Source organism: Actinomadura sp. NAK00032 (genome assembly GCF_013364275.1).
In the GTDB taxonomy this organism is placed as follows: Bacteria; Actinomycetota; Actinomycetes; order Streptosporangiales; family Streptosporangiaceae; genus Spirillospora.
Genome location: NZ_CP054932.1, coordinates 7,999,607 through 8,017,192 on the forward strand (window position 1 = coordinate 7,999,607; position 17,586 = coordinate 8,017,192).

Here is a 17,586-nt window from a genome sequence, read left to right on the forward strand (position 1 = left end):
AATCGGTCATTTGGTGGCCAGGTCCACCGTGGTGCCCGGGGCGAGGCGGCGGAACTCCTTGTCCTGCTCCTTGCCCGCGTTGGTGACGGCGGTCTCCATCACCTTCAGGCCGACGTCGTTCAGCAGGCCGTCGTGGATGACGAAGGCGCGCTCGGGGCGGACCGCGCGGGCGTACTCGAACAGCTCCGGGACCTTCATCCACGGCGCGTTGCCGGGCAGGCACAGCGTCGGGACGGGCTCGGACGGGACGGTGAACGCGTCGCCCGGGTGGAAGACCTCGCCGTTCACCAGGAAGCCGACGTTCGGGATGGGCGGCACGTCCGGGTGCAGGATCTCGTGCTCCTCGCCGTACACGTGGACGTCGAACCCGGCGACGGTGACGGCGTCGCCATGGCCCACCTGGTGGACGCGCCCGCCCAGGTCGGCGAGGTTCTCGGCGACGACGCGGGACGTCCACACCTCCAGTTTGGGGCGCTCGGCCATCGCGGCGCGCAGCGCGTCGGCGTCGAAATGGTCGAAGTGCTCATGGGTGATCAGCACCGCGTCGGCGGCGGCGAGCGCGCCGCCCGCGCCGTCGCTGAAGGCGCCGGGGTCGATGACGATCGTGCGGTCGCCGTCGGTGATCTGGACGCAGGCGTGCCCGTGCTTAGTCAGCTGCATCCGGCCATGTTTTCACGACGGGGCCGCCGCCCCCATTGACCGCCCCCCGGCTCATTGATAGAACACGTTCTACTTTTGGTGCGGCGCAAGGAGGCGGCATGCCCGTTCCCGACCAACGCGATCCCGAGATCACCCGGCGCGCCCTGGGGAGCTGGCTGGCCGGGCACCTGCCCGGTGCCGCGATCCCCGCCGTGCAGACCCCGCAGACGAGCGGCTTCTCCAACGAGACCCTGCTGTTCGAGGCCGAGTGGACGGACGGCGGCCACACCCGCCGGGAACCGCTCGTCGCGCGGGTCGCCCCCGCGAAGTACCAGGTCTTCCCCGAGCCCCGGTTCGCCGAGGAGTACCGGCTGATGCGGATCCTGGACGAGCGCACGGCCGTCCCGGTGCCGCCGATCCGCTGGTACGAGCCGTCCCCGGACGTGCTGGGCGCCCCGTTCTTCGTGATGGGACGGGTCGACGGCCGCGTCCCCACCGACATGCCGCCGTACCACATGGACGGCTGGGTGACCGAGGTCCCGCAGGCGGAGCGGGCCGCGATGTGGTGGTCGACGCTGGAGATCCTCGCCGTCCTGCACCGGCTGGACGTCCAGGAACTGGAGCTGGGCTTCCTCGACCAGCCGCAGTGGGGCAAGCCCGGCCTCGACCAGCGGCTGAACTACTACGAGCACTACCTGCACTGGGCCTACCAGGGGCCGCAGGAGACGGCGCTCAAGGCCCTGGAGTGGCTGAAGGCGAACCGCCCGGAGGAGCCGGACGAGCCGGTCGCGCTGTGGGGCGACGCCCGCATCGGCAACGTGATCTTCCAGGAGGGGGCGCCCGCCGCCGTCCTGGACTGGGAGACCGCCGCACTCGGCGCGCCCGAGGAGGACCTCGCCTGGTTCATGTTCCTCGACCGGCACCACAGCGAGGGCGTCGGCGCGGCCCGGCTGGACGGCTTCCCCTCCTACGCCGAGACCGTCGCCCGGTACGAGGAGCTGCTCGGCCGCCCGATGCGGCACCTGGCGTACTACGAGATCCTGTCCGGCTTCAAGTTCTCGGTGATCATGGCGCGGATCGGGCAGGCGATGATCGACTTCGGCTGGATCGACCAGGCCGCCGACTTCCCCTACAACAACAACTGCACGCAGTTGCTCGCCCGCATCCTCGGAGGGGACCAGTGACGCCGTCGCCGCTCGACGACTACCCGATCCACCAGGCGCCCGAGGTGATGCGGCACGTCACCACGTCCGACCGCAACTTCTACGACCGGTACTACTTCAACGTCCACCCCTGCTCGGACGAGCTGATGCTGATCATCGGGGTCGGGCAGTACCCGAACCTCGGGGTGATGGACGCGTTCGCCGTCGTGCGGCGCGGCCCGATCCACAAGGTGGTCCGGGCGTCCCGCGAGCTGGGGAACGACCGCATGGACACCACGGTCGGCCCGTTCCGCGTCGAGGTCATCGAGGGGCTGAAGCGGCTCAGGGTCGTCCTGGACGAGAACGAGCACGGTCTCGCGTTCGACCTGACCTGGGAAGGGGCGATCCCCGCCACGCTGGAGCCCCCGCACTACCTGCGCTGGCAGGAGCGCGTCATGTTCGACTCGCGGCGCCTCGCGCAGACCGGACGCTGGACCGGCACCATCACGGTCGACGGCGAGACCATCGACGTCACGCCCGACCACTGGTGGGGCTCGCGGGACCGGTCCTGGGGCATCCGTCCCGTGGGCGAGCCGGAGCCGCCCGGCATCCAGGTAAAGAACGCCGGCACGTTCTACTGGCTGTACACGCCGATCCAGTTCGAGGACCATTCGATCCTCTGCATCGTGCAGGAGGACGAGAAGGGCCGCCGCGTCCTGGAAGAGGCCACCCGCGTCTGGCCCGACCGTGAGGCGGAGTATCTGGGACGTCCCGAATACCGTCCCGTGTACGCCGAGGGCACGCGCGACGTGGTCACCGCCACGCTGCGCTTCGCACCGCCCGGCGGGGAGCCGTTCGAGGTGAGGGCCACACCGATCCTGCCCGTCCACATGATGGTCGGCACCGGCTACGGGCTGGAGCCCGGCTGGAAGCACGGCATGTACCAGGGGCCCGACCTCAAGGTGGAGGGCGTCACCCACGACGTCCGCAAGCCGGACGACGCCGCCCGCATGTGGGGCATGGTCGACGCGGTCGGCCGGTACGAGTACCTGGACGGCGCGCAGCCCACCGACGCCGTCACCGGCTACGGCCTGTACGAGTACTGGGCGCTCGGCCCGCACCCGTCCTTCCCCGAGTAGTGGATCTGGGAGACTGGCGGACGTGACGCCCCCGTCCTCGCCCGACTCCCCCGACGCGGAACGGCCGTCCCGGGAAGACTTGGACGGGCCTCCTCTGGGGGGACGACCCCCCAGACCCCCCGGGAAGGACCGCTGGTCCAGCTCCTTCCGCTCCGCTGGCGCTCCACTCCAGGAACTGGATCAGCAAGTGCGCGACCGCTACGGCACCTGGCGCGACCAGCCACGCGGGCTGGCCTGCGCCGTGATCGCCGCCTTCATGGTCCTCACCACGGTGGCGTTCGTGTTCGCCGTGGTCGCCGTCGTCGCGGCGATGCGCTGAACGCGTGCGGGCCGGGGCCGCCCGCGGCGGCCCCGGCCCTCGCACGTCGTCGGGGTCGAGTCAGGTAGGGGTCCCCTCGGTTCCCTCCGCGATGGTGAACGCCACGTCCCCCTGCGGGTCGACCTGGGCGTCGAGGGTCTTGTCGTCGAGCATCTCGGCGACGGTGGGCTCCAGGTACACCTTGGCGCCCTCCTCCTCGACGACCTGGTCGCCGGCCTCGGGCGCGGGGGCGACCGAGAGCCGCAGCGCGTCCGAGCCGTCGAGCCCGGACTCGATGCGGATGCCGGTCTCCGGCGGAAGCTCCGGGTTCGCGGTCACTGTACGAATGACCTGGACGGCACCGCTGGTCAGCGTGAGCACGATCAGCTCCTCACGTCTCTGGCTGTCTGTCGGATCTGCCCCACCCTCCCCAGCGAAGGGTGGGGGCAAACATCGAGACGTGATCGCCGGGTGTCAGTCCGCGTTCGGCGCGAGCGCCCGCACCGCCTCGACCGGGGAGAGCCCGCCGCCCGGGACGACCGCGAGCACGGGCGTGGTCAGGCCGCTGTCCACGTACTCGCGGACACGGGCCCGGCACGCCTCGGGCGACCCGTGCACGATCAGGTCGTCGACGACCTCGTCCGGGATGACCTCCAGGGCCTTCTTCCGGTCGCCGGCCGCCCACGCCTCGTTCATCGGCCGCAGCGCCTCGCCCCGGCCGAGCCACTCGTGGAACGCCCGGTACACCGGGACCGTCATGTACGCGGCGATCATCCAGCGGCCGATCGCGCGCGCCTCCGCGGCGTCGGCGGTCGGGCACACGAACAGCCGCGCGATCAGCTCGGGCCCGTCGCCCAGCACGCCGCGGACCGTCCGGACGTCCTTCGGCGCGAGCCAGTTGGTGATCGCGCCGTCGGCCTCCCGCGCGGCGAGCCGCAGCATGCCGGGGCGCAGCGCCGCGAGGACGATCGGCGGCGCCGCGGCCGGGACGTTGTCCAGCTTGAAGCCCTTGACGGCGAAGGTGTCGTACTCCTCCTTCACCTTCTCCCCGGCGAGGGCCTTGCGCAGGAAGCGGAGCGTGTCGCGGACGCGCTTGTACGGCTCGTCGAACGCGATCCCGTTCCAGCGCTGCACGATCGTGTCGGACGAGGTGCCGATGCCGAGCACGAACCGTCCGGGCGCGAGGTCGGCGAGGGTCGCGGCGTGCTGGGCCAGCAGTGCCGGCCCGCGCGTGTAGACCGGGACGATCGCGGGGCCGAGGCGCAGCTCGGGGCCCCACTGGGAGGCGAGCGCCAGCGGGGTGAACGCGTCGGTGCCGTTGGTCTCGGCGGACCAGGCGTCGGTGTAGCCGAGCCCGGACAGCTCGGCGACGAGCTCGCGGTGCTCGGCCAGCGCGAGCCCGGTGAGCGGAATGGTCAGTCCCCAGCGTGACATGCGGACCTCCTAGGCGATCGAGGCGCGGATGGTGGCGCCGCCGTCCACGACGAGGGTCTGCCCGGTCATCCAGGACGAGGCGTCGCCCGCGAGGAACACGGCCGCGTTCGCGATGTCCTCGGGCTCGCCGAGCCGCTTGAGCGGCATGTGCTCGCTGATCTCCGCCTCGTTCGGCTCCCAGAGCGCGCGGGCGAGGTGGGTCTTGACCAGGCCGGGGGCGATGCAGTTCACCCGCACCTTGGGTGCCAGCTCCATCGCGAACTGGCGGCTGAGGTGGATCACGGCGGCCTTGGTGGCGTTGTAGTAGCCGATGCCGTGCTCGGTGATCATGCCGCCGACGGAGGCGATGTTGATGACGGCCCCGCCGCGCTCGGCCAGGCCCGCCCTCAGCGCGAGCTGCGTCCACTGGACGATCGCGAACTGGTTGACCTCGACGGTCTTGGCCGCGGCGGCGGGCTCGATGTCGGCCATCGGGCCGTAGTAGGGGTTCGTCCCGGCGTTGTTGACCAGGATGTCGATGCCGCCGAACTCGGCGGCGGCGGCCTCCACGCAGGCGGCGGCCTCGTCGGCGTGGCCGACGTGCGCCGCCTTGGCGAGCACCTTGGCGCCGGGGCTCGCCGCGCCGATCTCCTTGGCGACCTCGTCGAGGGCCTCCTGCTTGCGGGAGGAGATGACCACGTTGGCGCCCTCGGCCGCGAACGCCGCCGCGATCGCCTTCCCGATGCCCCGGGAAGCCCCGGTGACCAGGGCGGTTCTTCCGTCAAGACCAGTCCGCATCCGCGCGCTCCCTACTGCTGCTCACTGCTGCTCACTAGGACAGAATCCGGCTCGGTTCACTGTAGCGAAGTGACTGACGAGTCAGTTACCTCGCCCCGGCGATTTGCCCCGCCCGGCCCCGGGGTTCATCCCGCTGACCGGACGCGGCATTCTTTCTAACGATTGTTTGATTGGTACTCTCGCCGAGAAGACACGAGGAGGGCCGCGTGACCACGACCAAGGAGCGCCGTCCGGCCGTCGAGGGCTGGTACACCACCGCGGACGGCGACGTCCGCCTGCTCGGTACCCGATGCTCGTCGTGCGGCACGCCGTACTTCCCGCGCAACGAGCTGGCGTGCCGCAACCCCGGCTGCACGGGACCGAAGGACGGCTCGGAGCTGGAGCCGTACGCCCTGTCCGCACGCGGCCGCGTGTGGTCGTACGCCGACGCGCGCTACAAGCCGCCGCCGCCGTACGTCTCCCCCGACCCGTTCGTCCCCTACACGGTCGCCGCCGTCGAGCTGGACGCCGAGCGCATGGTCGTCCTGGGCCAGGTCGTCCCCGGCGTCACCGTGGACGACCTGGAGGTCGGCATGGAGGTCGAGCTGACCGAGGGCACCCTCTACGAGGACGACGAAGCCGAGTACACCGTCTGGATGTGGAGGCCCGTCAAGTGAGTCGCGACATCGCCGTCCTGGGCGCGGGGATGCACCCGTGGGGCAAGTGGGGCCGCAACTTCGTCGAGTACGGGCTCGCGGCGGCGCGGGAGGCGCTCGCCGACGCCGGGCTGTCGTGGACGGACGTCCAGTACGTGTCCGGCGCCGACACCATCCGCAACGGGTACCCGGGGTTCATCGCGGGCGCCACGTTCGCGCAGGCGCTCGGCTGGTCGGGCGCGCGGGTGTCGAGCTGCTACGCGGCATGCGCGTCCGGGGCGCAGGCCATCAACACGGCGCGCGCGCAGATCCTCGCGGGCCTGTGCGACGTCGCGCTGGTCGTGGGCGCCGACGCCGCCCCGAAGGGCTTCTTCAAGCCCGTCGGCGGCGACCGCCCGGACGACCCCGACTGGCTCCGGTTCCGCCTGCTGGGCGCGACCAACCCCATCTACTTCGCGCTGTACGCGCGCCGCCGGATGGCCATGTACGGCGCCACGCTCGACGACTTCGCCGCCGTGAAGGTGAAGAACGCGCGGCACGGCCTCGGCAACCCGAACGCCCGGTACCGCAAGGAGGTGACCGTCGAGGACGTCCGCGAGTCCGCCGTGGTCGCCGACCCGCTGCGGCTGCTGGACATCTGCGCCACCAGCGACGGCGGCGCCGCGCTCGTCCTGACCTCGATGGAGTTCGCGCGGCGGCACGGCGTGGCCGACCCGGTGCGCATCCCGGCGGTCTCGACGGTGACGCCGACGTTCCCGAAGACCGTCCTGGACCTGCCCGACTTCGCGACGGACTCGGCGATGACCGCCGCCGTCCCGGAGCGGCCGTTCCGCTCCGCGATCGCGCACGCCGCCTACGAGGAGGCGGGCCTCGGCCCCGAGGACCTGTCGCTCGCCGAGGTGTACGACCTGTCCACCGCCCTCGAACTCGACTGGTACGAGGACATCGGCCTGTGCGAGCAGGGCGGCGCCGAGGAGCTGCTGCGCTCGGGCGCGACGGCGCTCGGCGGCCGGATCCCGGTGAACCCGAGCGGCGGCCTCGCCTCGTTCGGCGAGGCGATCCCGGCGCAGGCGATCGCGCAGGTGTGCGAGCTGACCTGGCAGCTGCGCGGGCGGGCCGAGGGCCGCCAGGTCGAGGACGCGCGGGCCGGCATCGCGGTGAACCAGGGCCTGTTCGGCCACGGTTCCGCCGTCATCGCCGTCCGCTGACCGGACGGCCCCGCCGAGACGACCGGAACGGCGACGGCTTCACGCGACCGTGAAGCCGTCGCAGGCCATGAAGTACGCGTCGCCGTTCGGGTGGACGTGCATCCAGATGACGGTCCAGACGCCCTTCATCAGCGGATACGTGCCGTTCCCGGCGCCCTTCCACTTGAAGTCCGCCGGGTACTGGAGCTTCACGTCCTGGTTTCCCTTCGGTACCAGGTGCGGCTTGCTCACGACCACGCCGGTCACGCCGTTGCCCTGCTGCTCCGCGGGCGGGCGGATCTGCGCGGCCACGTAGTAGCCGGACGGCTCCGCGTACTTGAAGCGCATGCTCAGCTCGATAGACGACGCGGTGACCGGCTGACGCGGCGCCGACCTCTGCAGGTCCCTGGCCAGCGCTTGGTCCTCCGGACGGACCGCCGGGAGGCAGGTGTAGTCCTTCTGGGAGAAGCGGGTGCTCTGGAAGTCGCCGGTGGGCTCCTTGACGAAGATTTCGTCCGGCGGGCGGCCGTCGGCGGACGGGGTGCGTCCGGTCGGTGGGCCCTGCGGGGTCGCGCCGGTCGTGGCCGGGTCGCCGTCCGTCTTCTGCCCGCCGTTCGCGTTCTGGCCCGCCTGTGCCGTGTTCTGGCCGTTCCCGCCGTCGTCGCCGTTGAGGACGAAGCGGGCCGCGACGGCGCCGCCGAGGACGACGGCGACCACCGCGGCCCCGGCGGCGATGACGGCGGCGCGCGAGCGCGCGGGCCCCGCGCCGGGCACGGTCCGGGTGCGGTCCAGTGGCACGAGGCCGGACGCGGCGGCGTCGGCGATGCTGAGCGGCGGCGCCTGGACGGGCCCGACGATCCCCCGGTAGGCGGGGTCGGCGGCGAGGTGCTCGACCGGCCCGATCTCCTGGAGCAGCTGCTCCAGGCCGATGCGCTGCTCCGTCTCCTTGGCGGCGCAGCGGCGGATCAGGTCGGCGAGCCGCGGCTCGACGCCGTCCACGTCGATGTCGCCGCTGAGCGTACGGTGCAGGACGGCCTCGATGCGGCCGCCGCCGAACGGCGAGCGTCCCGTGGCCGCGTAGGCGACGGTGCCGGCGAGCGAGAACACGTCCGACGCGGGGAGCGGCTGCTGCTCGCGGACGACCTCCGGGGCGACGTAACCCGGGGTGCCGTTCCACGCGCCCGTCTGGGTGATCTGCGTCTGGCCCTCGCCGCGCGCGATGCCGAAGTCGATCAGGCGCGGGCCGTCCGGGGCGAGGATCACGTTGCCCGGCTTGAGGTCGCGGTGCTGGACGCCCTGCCGGTGGATCTCCAGCAGGCCCTGCGCGAGCGCGGCGAGCAGCCGCAGGCAGGTGGCCGCGGGCACGGGCCCGTGCTGGGCGACGGCCTGCCGGAGCGTCGGGCCGGGGACGTACTCGGTGGCCAGCCAGTACGGCGGCGCGTCCAGCCCGGCGCCGACCATCGCGGCGGCGGACCGCGACCGCACCCGCTCGACCGTCGCGACCTCGCGGCGGAAGCGCGCGAGCGCCTGCGGGTCCTCGAAGTCCTCCCGGATCACCTTGACCGCGATGTGCCGCCCGCCGCCGGTCAGGCCCAGGTAGACCTGCCCCATGCCGCCGGCGCCGAGCCGGCCCAGCAGCGGGTAGCCACCGATCCGCGCGGGATCCTCCGGACGCAGCGGTTCCACGGTTCACCGGCCCCTCGTCGTCGCCTCTGCGAAGAAATGATCATATGGGCGGCGGCGCGGCCGTGGCGGCGGCCCGGGTCAGTTCGCCCTGCGCGCCACGTGCAGGGCCCAGGCGATCAGCGGGGCCTGGAGCGGGAGGCGGCCGTAGGCGGCGGCGCGCAGCGGCAGCGGGCGGCGGCGCCAGTCGCGCGCCATCTTGACGTTGGCCGGGAAGACCGCCGCCATCAGCGCCGCCGTCGCGAGCGCGCCCGCCTTCCGGGTGCGCGGGACGGCGATCGCGGCCGCGCAGCCCAGCTCGGCGGCGCCGCTGAGGTAGGTCCAGGTCCGCGCGCCGCCGGGCAGCCGCTCGGGGATGAGCGCGTCGAACGGCTTCGGCGCGACCATGTGCAGGGTGCCCATGCCGGCCATCAGGACGGCCAGCCGCCGGGACGCTGGTGACGAATCGGTCATGTCCCGCAGTCTGGCAGATCGGACGGGCCGTCCAATAGGCGTCCGGCCGGGCAGGACGGTGTGACTGAAGTCACCCTGCCGTGACCGTGTGACCTGGGGCGTAGCGGTCACGTGTCTGATGTCACCGTTCCGGTGGATTCGCGAAGTTCATGGCGGGGTTAGATTTGAACTGACCGGTCAGTTCAAACCTGGGAGGCTCCGCGATGACGCCCGCGCACCAGACTCCGGGGACGGCTGCCGCGGCCGGGGGGACCGCCGCGACCGTCCCCGGACCCCGCCCGAGCGGCTCCGGGACTGGCGGGGGCCGTCCCGGAGCCGCCGGAGCCGCCGGAGTCGCGGTGCGGGCCCGGCGGCTCGGCGTGCGCGGCCCCCGAGGATGGGCGTTCCGCGGCGCGGACCTCGACGTCCCGGCCGGCTCGCTGGTCGCCGTGAGCGGCATCGCCGGGACGGGACGCACCGCGCTCCTCCTCACCCTCGGCGGCCGCATGCGCCCCACCGAGGGCACGGTCGAGGTCGGCGGCCTCACCGGCCTCTCCGAGATCCAGCGCGTCGCGGCGCTCGGTATCGTCCCCGGCGTCACCGAACTCGACCCGGCGCTGACCGTCCGCGAGCACCTGGACGAGGCCCTCGCCCTGCGCGAGGGCGTCTTCGGCAGGTTCCGGGGACGGGACGCCCGCAGGCGCCGCGCCCTGGACCGCGCCGGCCTCGACCTCGATCCCCGGACGCTCGCCGCCGACCTCGCGCCCGACGAGGAGCAGCTCCTGGGAGCCGCCCTCGGCCTGGTGGGCGACCCCGGACTCCTCCTGCTCGACGACGTCGGCGAGGGGCTGGACGCCGAAGGGCAGCGCGCGCTGTGGCAGCGGCTCGCCGCGATCGCGTCCGGCGGCGTCACGGTCGTCGCCGCGTGCCATGACGCCGCGCCCGCCGAGGGCCTGGCCACCCACGGACTCTCGCTCTGACCAGCTAGCCAGGAGATCCCCCCATGAGACTTCCCGCGCTGACGCCGGGCACCCTCGAACTGCGGCGCTTCCAGCGCAACCGGCTGACCCGCATCGCCCTCGCCGGTCTCGTCCTCCTGCCGCTCCTCTATGCCGGTTTGTACCTGTGGTCGTTCTGGGATCCCTATGCCCGGCTCCGGCATGTGCCGGTGGCGCTGGTCGTCCAGGACCAGCCGGCCAAGGCGGGCGGCAAGACCGTCCACGCGGGGGCCGATCTCGCGGACGAGCTTGAGAAGCGCGAGGTGTTCGACTGGCGGACGGTGTCGGCGCAGGAGGCCGACAAGGGCGTGCGGTCGGGCAAGTACTACCTGTCGCTGACGATCCCGTCCGACTTCAGCGCCCGGATCGCGTCGCCGTCCGGGGACGGCACGCCCCGTCCGGCCGGGCTGCGGCTCCGGATGAACGACGCGAACAACTACGTCATGGGGACGCTCGCGCAGGCCGCGTTCAAGGAGATCAGCGCCGCCGCCGGGACCGAGGCCGTGCGCGGGTACTTCGACCAGGTCTTCCTGTCGTTCGGCAAGCTGCACGGCGAGCTGGGCGAGGCCGCCGACGGCGCCGGGAAGCTCGCCGAGGGCTCCGGGCGGGCCGAGGACGGGGCCGGCAAGCTCGCCGCCGGCGCGGGCGAGGCGGAGGCGGGCGCGGGCCGGCTCAAGGGCGGCATCGACGAGGCCCGCTCCGGCAGCGCGCAGCTGACGTCCGGGCTGGGCGACCTGCACGACGGGACCGAGCAGGTCGCCGCCGGGATGGCCCGGCTCACCGCCACCGTCGACCGCGCGGGCGGCACGCTCGTCCCGCTGCTGCGCGAGAACGCTCCGGAGATCCGGTCGGCCGCGCTGGCGGTCGCGCGGGGCGCGGACGCCCTCGCCGACGGCGCCGGACGGCTGCCCGCGCGGACCGGTGCCGCCGTGCGGCAGGCCGAGAGCGCGCAGGCGGAGCTGGAGACGCACCTGGCCGCGCATCCCGAGATCCCCGCGAACGTCCGCCAGGACCTCACCCGGTCCGCCGCGCAAGTCGCGGCCGTGGCGAAGCAGGTGGACGGGTACGTGCGCGGGCACACCGGCGACCTGCGCAAGATCGCGGCCGACGCGCGAACCGTCGAGCGCGCCGCCCGCAAGATCGCCCAGGACGCGCCCGCGCTCGCCGCCAAGGTCGACAAGGCCCGCCGCGACATCGACCGCCTCGACGCCGGGACGCGGCAGGTCAACGCGGGCGCGGGGCAGCTGCTCCTCGGATCGTCCAAGCTCACGACCGGCCTCACCGCGCTCTCCGGCGGCGCCGGAGAGCTGCGGGGCGGCCTCGGGCGGCTCTCCGGCGGGGCGGTGACTCTGGAGACGGCGCTCGCCCAGCTCGCGGACGGCAGCGGCGAGCTCGCGACCGGGCTGGACGACGGCGTCCGGCAGATCCCCGCCTACGGCGACGGCGAGCGCGCCGCGCGAGGCGGCATGATGAGCGACCCGGTGCGGCTGGCCAGCACCACCGACAACCAGGTGCCGAACTACGGGACCGGGTTCGCGCCCTTCTTCGTCCCGCTGTCGCTCTGGGTCGGCGGCATGATCATCTACATGCTGCTGCGGCCGCTGAACCCGCGCGCGATGGCGGGCACCGCGCCCGGCCGCCGCGTCGCGCTCGCCGGCTGGCTGCCGGCGGCGGCGATCGGGGCGGCGCAGGCCGTGGTCGTCCTCGCGGTGCTGCGGTTCGCGCTCGGGCTGCGCGCCGAGCACTGGCCGGGGCTCGTGGCGTTCCTCGCGCTCGCGTCCGCCGCGTTCCTCGCCGTCATCCAGTGGGTGAACGCGCGGTTCGGGCCGATCGGCCGGATCGTCGCGCTGGCGCTGCTCATGCTGCAACTGACCTCGGCCGCGGGCACCTACCCCATCGAGACGAGCCCCCGGTTCTTCCAGGTGATCCGGCCGTACCTGCCGATGTCGTGGGTGGTGGACGGTGTCCGGCACCTGATCGGCGGCGGGCCGATGACGGCGGTATGGCAGGGTTGTGCGGTGCTGGCGGCGTTCCTGGCCGGCGGGCTCGCGCTCACCGCCCTGGCCGTCCGGCACAACCGGGTCTGGACGCTGAAGCGGCTCCACCCCGCCCTGAAGCTCTAGGGCCCTGACGCTCTAGGGGCCCCGAAGCTCTAGGAGGCGCGAACGTGGCGCGCAGCGCGACGCGGGAGAAGCTGTTCGCCTCGGCGATCGAGCTGATCGCCGAGAGCGGCCTCGCCGCGACCACCGTCGACCAGATCGCCGAACGGGCCGGGGTCGCCAAGGGCACCGTCTACTACAACTTCGGCAGCAAGGCCGCGCTGTTCTCGGCGCTGCTGGAGTACGGCGTCGAGCGGCTCGCGACCGCGCTGCGCGACGCGGCGTCCGGCAAGGCCCCGCTGGACGCCCTGGAGGCGGTCGTCGCCGCCGAACTCGCCTTCATCGGCGAGCACGAGCCGTTCGCGCGCGTGCTCATCGCGGAGACGTGGCGGGCGGGCGGCGACTGGCAGCACGCGGCCCGGCTGATCCGCGAGCGCGCCATCGAGGTCGTCGCCGACGTCCTGCGCGACGCGGTCACGGCCGGGGACCTGCGCCGCGACCTCGACACGGGCACCGCCGCGTCCGCCGTCTTCGGGATGGTGCTGACCGTGGCCCTGGACTGGCGGGCCCTCCAGCCCGCCCGCCCGCTGACCGACGTCCAGGCGACCCTGATGGCCCTCCTGCGCGGCCGCCTGACCCCGTAGAGCCCTTGGCCTCGCGGTCAGTCGGCTTTGGGGATGTAGGCCAGGCCGTGCGCTCCGGGCTCGCCCTTGCGTGCGACGTCCAGGCTGCCGAGCCGGGTCATCGACTCCAGGTCGATGATGTCGACGGTCGAGGACGTGACGCAGGCGACGTAGCCGAGCGCACCGTCCGGCGACGAGGTGATGGTGAGCGGGAACTGCCCGACCTCGGCCTCGCCCAGCTTGTCACCGGTGGCGGCCGAGAACACCGTCAGGCGGCCGGGACCGTGGCGGCCCAGCCCGGTCGCGCCGTCGGGGACCATGCGCAGCTCGCCCACCAGGACCTTTCCGGTGGCGGTCGCGTGCACGGGGAACACGACGTTGTCGACCGGGAGCACGCCGGTCACCGCCGCGGTCGAGGTGTCGATCACCCGGATGCCCGGGGACGGGCCGTCCCCGCTCCCCGAGAACGAGGCGTAGGGCGCCGCGACGAACACGCGTGAGCCGTCCGCCGAGACGTCCAGCCCCTCGCTGCCCGGCACTTCGATCTTCTCGGTGAGCGTCCCCTCGTCCAGGTCGACCACCGAGACGAACGGCGCCTCCTTGTTGCTGGCGTAACCGGTGGATCCGTCCGGGGAGATGACGAACCAGTGGGGGCCGGGCGCGCCGGTGTCGATGCGCCCGAGGGAGCGCCGGGTGGCGGTGTCGACGACCACCACGCCGCCGCTCCGGTCGGCGGTTCCCTCGACGCTGACGTACAGCAGGCCGCGCCGGGTGTCGAGCGCGAGCCCGTGCGGCCCGTGCTCGGGCGCCAGGTCGACGACGTCGACGACCTTCCGGGCGTCGGGGTCGATCACGGTGACCTCGGTGCGGGGGCCGCTGTTGGCGTGGTAGTACCCCGAGCGGTAGGCGCTGGAGCACCACAGCAGCCGGTGCACCGGGTCGAAGCACAGCTCGTGGGGTTCGGCGAGGATCTCGATGGTGTCGAGAAGGCGGTCGTCGGCGGCGTCGTAGAACGCGACGGTGGGGCCGCTCTGGCTCACCACCGCCAGCACGTCGCCTTCCCTCTCTGCGCGGCCTGCACGGCCTGTGCGGACGGACGTTCGCATGTTCACTCCTTGCTTCGGTGCGTGACCATCCGAGTGTCGATCGCGGCCGCCATCGCGGGCAATGCAAAGATGAGCATGGGATAGTTTCAGCATCTGCAATGAGGGAGGAGCCGTGGAGCCGTGGACCTCAACCTGCTGCCGATCCTGGACGCCCTGCTGCAGGAGAACAGCATCACGCTGGCCGCCGAGCGGCTCGGCACGTCGCCGGCCAGCGTCAGCCGCGCCCTCGGCCGGCTGCGCCGCGCCCTCGGCGACCCGCTGCTCGTCCGGGCGGGGCAGCAGATGGTCCCGACGCCCCGGGCGATTGAGCTTCGGGAGGAGGTCCGCGCGCTGCTGGAGCACGCCGGCACCGTGCTGGCCCCCGCGCCCGGGCTTCCCGACCTGGACCGGACGTTCACGCTCCAGGTCGGCGACCTGCTCCTGGGCCTTTTCGCCGGGCGGCTGAGCGAGCGCGTCCGGGCCGAGGCGCCTCAAGCCGACCTGGTCTTCCTCCCCGAGGCGATCGAGGGGACGCCGGCGCTCCGGCAGAGCGCGGTCGACGTGGAGCTGGGCGTGCTGAACCACCCGGACCCCGAGATCCTCACCGAGCCGCTGGCGGCCGTCCCGCTGGTCGCCGTCGCGAGGGCCGGCCATCCGCTGTTCGACGGGCCCGCCGACGTCCGCGCCTTCGCCGCCGCCGACCATGTCGGCATCTCCCGGAAGGGCAGGCGGCGGGGCCCCATCGACGCCGCCCTGGAGCGGCAGGGACTCAACCGGCGCGTCGCCGTCGTCGTCCCGAGCCACACCGCCGCGCTCTTCATGGCCCGGACCACCGACCTGGTCTGCCTGACCCTCGACGGCTGGCTGCCGGACGCCATCACCGCCCTCGGGCTGCGGACCTTCCCGATCCCCGTCCCCACGCCGCCGGTCGAGATCGGCATGGCGTGGCATCCGCGCCACTCAGCGGACCGGGGCCACCAATGGCTGCGCGACCACATCCGCGAGACCGTCCGGGCCCATGCGCCCCAGCCGGGGAAATGACTGTTGCAGGTGGGGCCGGCCGCGGTCAGGGCAGGTTGCGGATCTCCTCGATGATGCCGGGCATCGCCTCGTTGTTGTCGTAGATCCAGCGCCGCAGGACGGCGAGCTCCGCGTCGCTGTAGGTGGAGAGGCGGTCGTGGAAGGCGCGGGCGATCGGCTCGAAGTAGCGGCCGAACTCGGCGACGTTCTCCTCGACCAGCTCGACGATCACGCGCCGGCGGTCGTCGGGGTCGCGGGTGCGCTTGACGTAGCCGGCGCGCTCCAGCCGGTCGATGACCGCGGTGATGGCGCCGCCGGTCGTGATGCCCATGAGCTGCGCGAGCTGACCCGGGGTCTGCGGGCCGTCCAGCACCAGCGCGCTCACGCACTGCGCGTCGGTGACGTTCAGCCCCGCCTTGCTCGCGGTGGCGTGGTGCAGCAGCACGGTGAACATGGTGCTGCGCTGCATCGCCCGCTGGAGTTCGTCCAACCGGTCCGGGTCCCGGGTCGCCACGCCCACCTCTTCCGCTACGTCTCCGCACTGGAGATAGCTCTGTTTTAGAGAGAGCCTAGTGGCCGCATCCGGTCAGAACCACCCCGGGGCGGCAGGCGTGCGGACGGTGTACGGCACGGCGTGGGACGCGGCGTGTGGCGCAGGACTCACGCTCCGCCGAGCGGGGCACCTCCAGGTCACCCTTACCATGGTTGTTGTTAGGACCACTAACAGAGGTCCGCTCCTGGCCCCGAATCCCACGAAGGTTCGGGGCCGACCTCTACGAGCCTCCGTTTCCCGCCTTACTGGGCGTCCTCCGCCACCTGCTTCGCCCACCGGTAGTCGGCCTTGCCCGCCGGGGAGCGCTTCATCTCCGCGACGAACGCGTAGACGCGCGGCACCTTGTAGCCCGACAGCTCGCGCCGGCAGTGCGCGTCCAGGTCCTCCGACGACGGCGCGTCGCCCGACGCCTGGACCACCGCGGCGACGCGGTTGCCCCAGCGCTCGTCCGGGATGCCGGTCACGACCGCGTCGTACACCGCCGGATGCCCCTTGAGAACGGCCTCGACCTCCTCCGGGAACACCTTCTCGCCGCCGGTGTTGATGGCCTGCGAGCCGCGCCCGTACACGGCGATCGACCCGTCCTCCTCGACGGTGGCGATGTCGCCGGTGAGCAGCCAGCGCTTGCCGTCCACCACCGGGAACGTCTTCGCCGTCTTCTCCGGGTCGTTGTAGTAGCCCTGCGCGATGTGCCCCGTGCGGGCGACCTGGCCGATGACGCCCGATCCGGGCTTGACGGGCTGGAGCGCGTCGTCCAGCACGGTGACGTTCTCCACGTCCGGCGCGAACCGCAGGCCCTTCTCCGGGGTGGAGCCGGCGACCGCCTCGGCCGTCGAGCCCGACTCCGTCGACCCGAACCGGTCCAGGATCATCACGTTCGGCAGCAGTTCCTGGATGCGGTCCCGGACCGTCCCGGTGAAGATCGCGCCCGTGGAGACGTAGGCGAACAGCGAGGAGGTGTCGTAGTCGCCGCGCGCCAGCTCCTCCGCCATCGGGATCGCCATCGCGTCCCCGGTGATCGTCAGCGAGTTGACCTTCTCCCGCTCGATCGTCCGCCACACGTCGGCCGCGTCGAACTTGCGCGTGTAGACGAGCGTCGCGCCCATGAACCAGGCGATCCACGTCGCGACCTGCGCGGCGCCGTGCATCAGCGGCGCCACCGGCATCATGATCAGCGGGCCGCCGTTGCGGGCGTTCTCCACGATGTCCTCGGGACGCGACGGGCGCGGCACCGTCGGGTTCCAGAACGCGAAGATGATCTGCTCGGTCGACCAGATGACGCCCTTCGGCATCCCGGTCGTCCCGCCCGTGTAGATGATGTAGGCGTCCTCGCCGGTCCGCGCGGGGAAGCCCGCGCGCGTGCCGTCGGCGTCCTTCAGCGCCTCGTCGTAGGCGACCGCCCCCGGGACGGACGGCGCGCCGCCCACCGCGATGAGGTGCCTCAGCTCCGGCACCTCCGGGACGGTCGCCGCGACCCGGTCCTCGAACTCCACGTCGTACAGCAGCGCGACGCTGTCGGAGTCCCGGTAGACGTAGAGCAGCTCGCTCTCCACGTACCGGTAGTTGATGTTGATCGGCACGGCCCGGATCTTGATCGCGGCCAGCAGCGCGGCCGCGTACTCCACGCCGTTGTAGAGCTGGACCGCGATGTGCTGCCCGGGCCGGACACCCGCGTCCAGCAGGTGGTGCGCGAGCCGGTTCGCGTGCTCGTCCAGCTCGGCGAACGTGAGCCGCTGATCGCCGCACACCAGGGCGACACGGTCCCCGATCGCGTCCGCGATCCCCTCGAACAGGTCAGCGTGGTTGAACTCCATCGGACGTCCCTCTTTCGGGGTCTGGGGT

18 protein-coding genes are annotated in these 17,586 nt (G+C 72.7%); 9 read left to right on the plus strand and 9 right to left on the minus strand.

Features of this window, described 5'->3' with window-relative positions; genetic code table 11:
* Positions 1–6: 6 nt before the first annotated feature.
* Positions 7–660: an MBL fold metallo-hydrolase gene (locus tag HUT06_RS36720; RefSeq protein WP_176199921.1), complete on the minus strand. Its 654-nt coding sequence runs from the start codon at positions 658–660 to the stop codon at positions 7–9.
* Between the two features lie 98 nt (positions 661–758).
* On the opposite strand from HUT06_RS36720, the gene HUT06_RS36725 reads away from it, so the two are divergent.
* From HUT06_RS36725 to HUT06_RS45410, 3 genes are all read left to right on the plus strand, one after another.
* A complete protein-coding gene (locus tag HUT06_RS36725) occupies positions 759–1,823 on the plus strand; it encodes a phosphotransferase family protein (protein WP_176199922.1) in 1,065 nt (354 codons plus the stop codon).
* Positions 1,820–2,920 (plus strand): hypothetical protein, encoded by a 1,101-nt coding sequence (locus HUT06_RS36730; protein WP_176199923.1) that lies wholly within the window; start codon positions 1,820–1,822, stop codon positions 2,918–2,920. The genes HUT06_RS36725 and HUT06_RS36730 overlap by 4 nt, the downstream gene beginning before the upstream one ends.
* 187 nt (positions 2,921–3,107) lie before the next feature.
* The gene (locus tag HUT06_RS45410) at positions 3,108–3,239 is read left to right on the plus strand and encodes a hypothetical protein (protein WP_302931864.1); all 132 of its coding nucleotides are present in this window, start codon (positions 3,108–3,110) and stop codon (positions 3,237–3,239) included.
* Between the two features lie 60 nt (positions 3,240–3,299).
* Here the strand turns inward: HUT06_RS45410 and HUT06_RS36735 are convergent, their stop codons facing one another.
* The 3 genes from HUT06_RS36735 to HUT06_RS36745 form a co-directional block, all read right to left on the minus strand.
* On the minus strand, positions 3,300–3,599 hold the full coding sequence (locus HUT06_RS36735; protein WP_138641067.1) for a Fe-S cluster assembly protein HesB: 300 nt from the start codon (positions 3,597–3,599) through the stop codon (positions 3,300–3,302).
* 93 nt (positions 3,600–3,692) lie between these two features.
* On the minus strand, positions 3,693–4,652 hold the full coding sequence (locus HUT06_RS36740; RefSeq protein ID WP_176199924.1) for an LLM class F420-dependent oxidoreductase: 960 nt from the start codon (positions 4,650–4,652) through the stop codon (positions 3,693–3,695).
* A 9-nt stretch (positions 4,653–4,661) separates the two neighbouring features.
* The gene (locus HUT06_RS36745) at positions 4,662–5,429 is read right to left on the minus strand and encodes an SDR family oxidoreductase (RefSeq protein ID WP_176199925.1); all 768 of its coding nucleotides are present in this window, start codon (positions 5,427–5,429) and stop codon (positions 4,662–4,664) included.
* Positions 5,430–5,635: 206 nt separating this feature from the next.
* On the opposite strand from HUT06_RS36745, the gene HUT06_RS36750 reads away from it, so the two are divergent.
* Together HUT06_RS36750 and HUT06_RS36755 are read left to right on the plus strand one after the other, a co-directional pair.
* On the plus strand, positions 5,636–6,085 hold the full coding sequence (locus HUT06_RS36750; protein WP_176199926.1) for a Zn-ribbon domain-containing OB-fold protein: 450 nt from the start codon (positions 5,636–5,638) through the stop codon (positions 6,083–6,085).
* Entirely contained in the window at positions 6,082–7,272 is a 1,191-nt protein-coding gene (locus HUT06_RS36755) for a lipid-transfer protein (protein ID WP_176199927.1), read from the plus strand. The genes HUT06_RS36750 and HUT06_RS36755 overlap by 4 nt, the downstream gene beginning before the upstream one ends.
* A gap of 39 nt (positions 7,273–7,311) precedes the next feature.
* Here HUT06_RS36755 and HUT06_RS36760 read toward each other — a convergent pair whose 3' ends face one another.
* Positions 7,312–8,937, minus strand: coding sequence for a serine/threonine-protein kinase (locus tag HUT06_RS36760; protein ID WP_217711605.1), 1,626 nt, complete (start codon positions 8,935–8,937; stop codon positions 7,312–7,314).
* A gap of 78 nt (positions 8,938–9,015) precedes the next feature.
* Positions 9,016–9,387, minus strand: a complete 372-nt coding sequence (locus HUT06_RS36765; protein ID WP_176199928.1) for a hypothetical protein — start codon at positions 9,385–9,387, stop codon at positions 9,016–9,018.
* 338 nt (positions 9,388–9,725) lie between these two features.
* On the opposite strand from HUT06_RS36765, the gene HUT06_RS36770 reads away from it, so the two are divergent.
* Genes HUT06_RS36770 through HUT06_RS36780 form a run of 3 tightly spaced genes read left to right on the plus strand, consistent with a single transcriptional unit; the run spans position 9,726 to position 13,107 of the window.
* On the plus strand, positions 9,726–10,346 hold the full coding sequence (locus HUT06_RS36770) for an ATP-binding cassette domain-containing protein (RefSeq protein WP_254715580.1): 621 nt from the start codon (positions 9,726–9,728) through the stop codon (positions 10,344–10,346).
* 23 nt (positions 10,347–10,369) lie between these two features.
* Positions 10,370–12,487 carry a YhgE/Pip domain-containing protein gene (locus tag HUT06_RS36775; RefSeq protein WP_176199930.1) on the plus strand — a complete coding sequence of 706 codons (2,118 nt, stop codon included), beginning with the start codon at positions 10,370–10,372 and terminating at the stop codon, positions 12,485–12,487.
* A gap of 44 nt (positions 12,488–12,531) precedes the next feature.
* The gene (locus HUT06_RS36780; protein ID WP_176199931.1) at positions 12,532–13,107 is read left to right on the plus strand and encodes a TetR/AcrR family transcriptional regulator; all 576 of its coding nucleotides are present in this window, start codon (positions 12,532–12,534) and stop codon (positions 13,105–13,107) included.
* 17 nt (positions 13,108–13,124) lie between these two features.
* On the opposite strand, the gene HUT06_RS36785 is transcribed toward HUT06_RS36780, so the two are convergent.
* Positions 13,125–14,192, minus strand: coding sequence for a YncE family protein (locus HUT06_RS36785; RefSeq protein ID WP_176199932.1), 1,068 nt, complete (start codon positions 14,190–14,192; stop codon positions 13,125–13,127).
* Between the two features lie 120 nt (positions 14,193–14,312).
* Here HUT06_RS36785 and HUT06_RS36790 point away from each other — a divergent pair, with 120 nt between their 5' ends.
* Positions 14,313–15,212 carry a LysR family transcriptional regulator gene (locus HUT06_RS36790; RefSeq protein ID WP_176199933.1) on the plus strand — a complete coding sequence of 300 codons (900 nt, stop codon included), beginning with the start codon at positions 14,313–14,315 and terminating at the stop codon, positions 15,210–15,212.
* Positions 15,213–15,237: 25 nt separating this feature from the next.
* Here HUT06_RS36790 and HUT06_RS36795 read toward each other — a convergent pair whose 3' ends face one another.
* Together HUT06_RS36795 and HUT06_RS36800 are read right to left on the minus strand one after the other, a co-directional pair.
* A complete protein-coding gene (locus HUT06_RS36795) occupies positions 15,238–15,705 on the minus strand; it encodes a MarR family winged helix-turn-helix transcriptional regulator (protein WP_217711606.1) in 468 nt (155 codons plus the stop codon).
* A 281-nt stretch (positions 15,706–15,986) separates the two neighbouring features.
* Positions 15,987–17,558 carry an acyl-CoA synthetase gene (locus HUT06_RS36800; RefSeq protein ID WP_176199934.1) on the minus strand — a complete coding sequence of 524 codons (1,572 nt, stop codon included), beginning with the start codon at positions 17,556–17,558 and terminating at the stop codon, positions 15,987–15,989.
* Positions 17,559–17,586 lie beyond the last annotated feature (28 nt).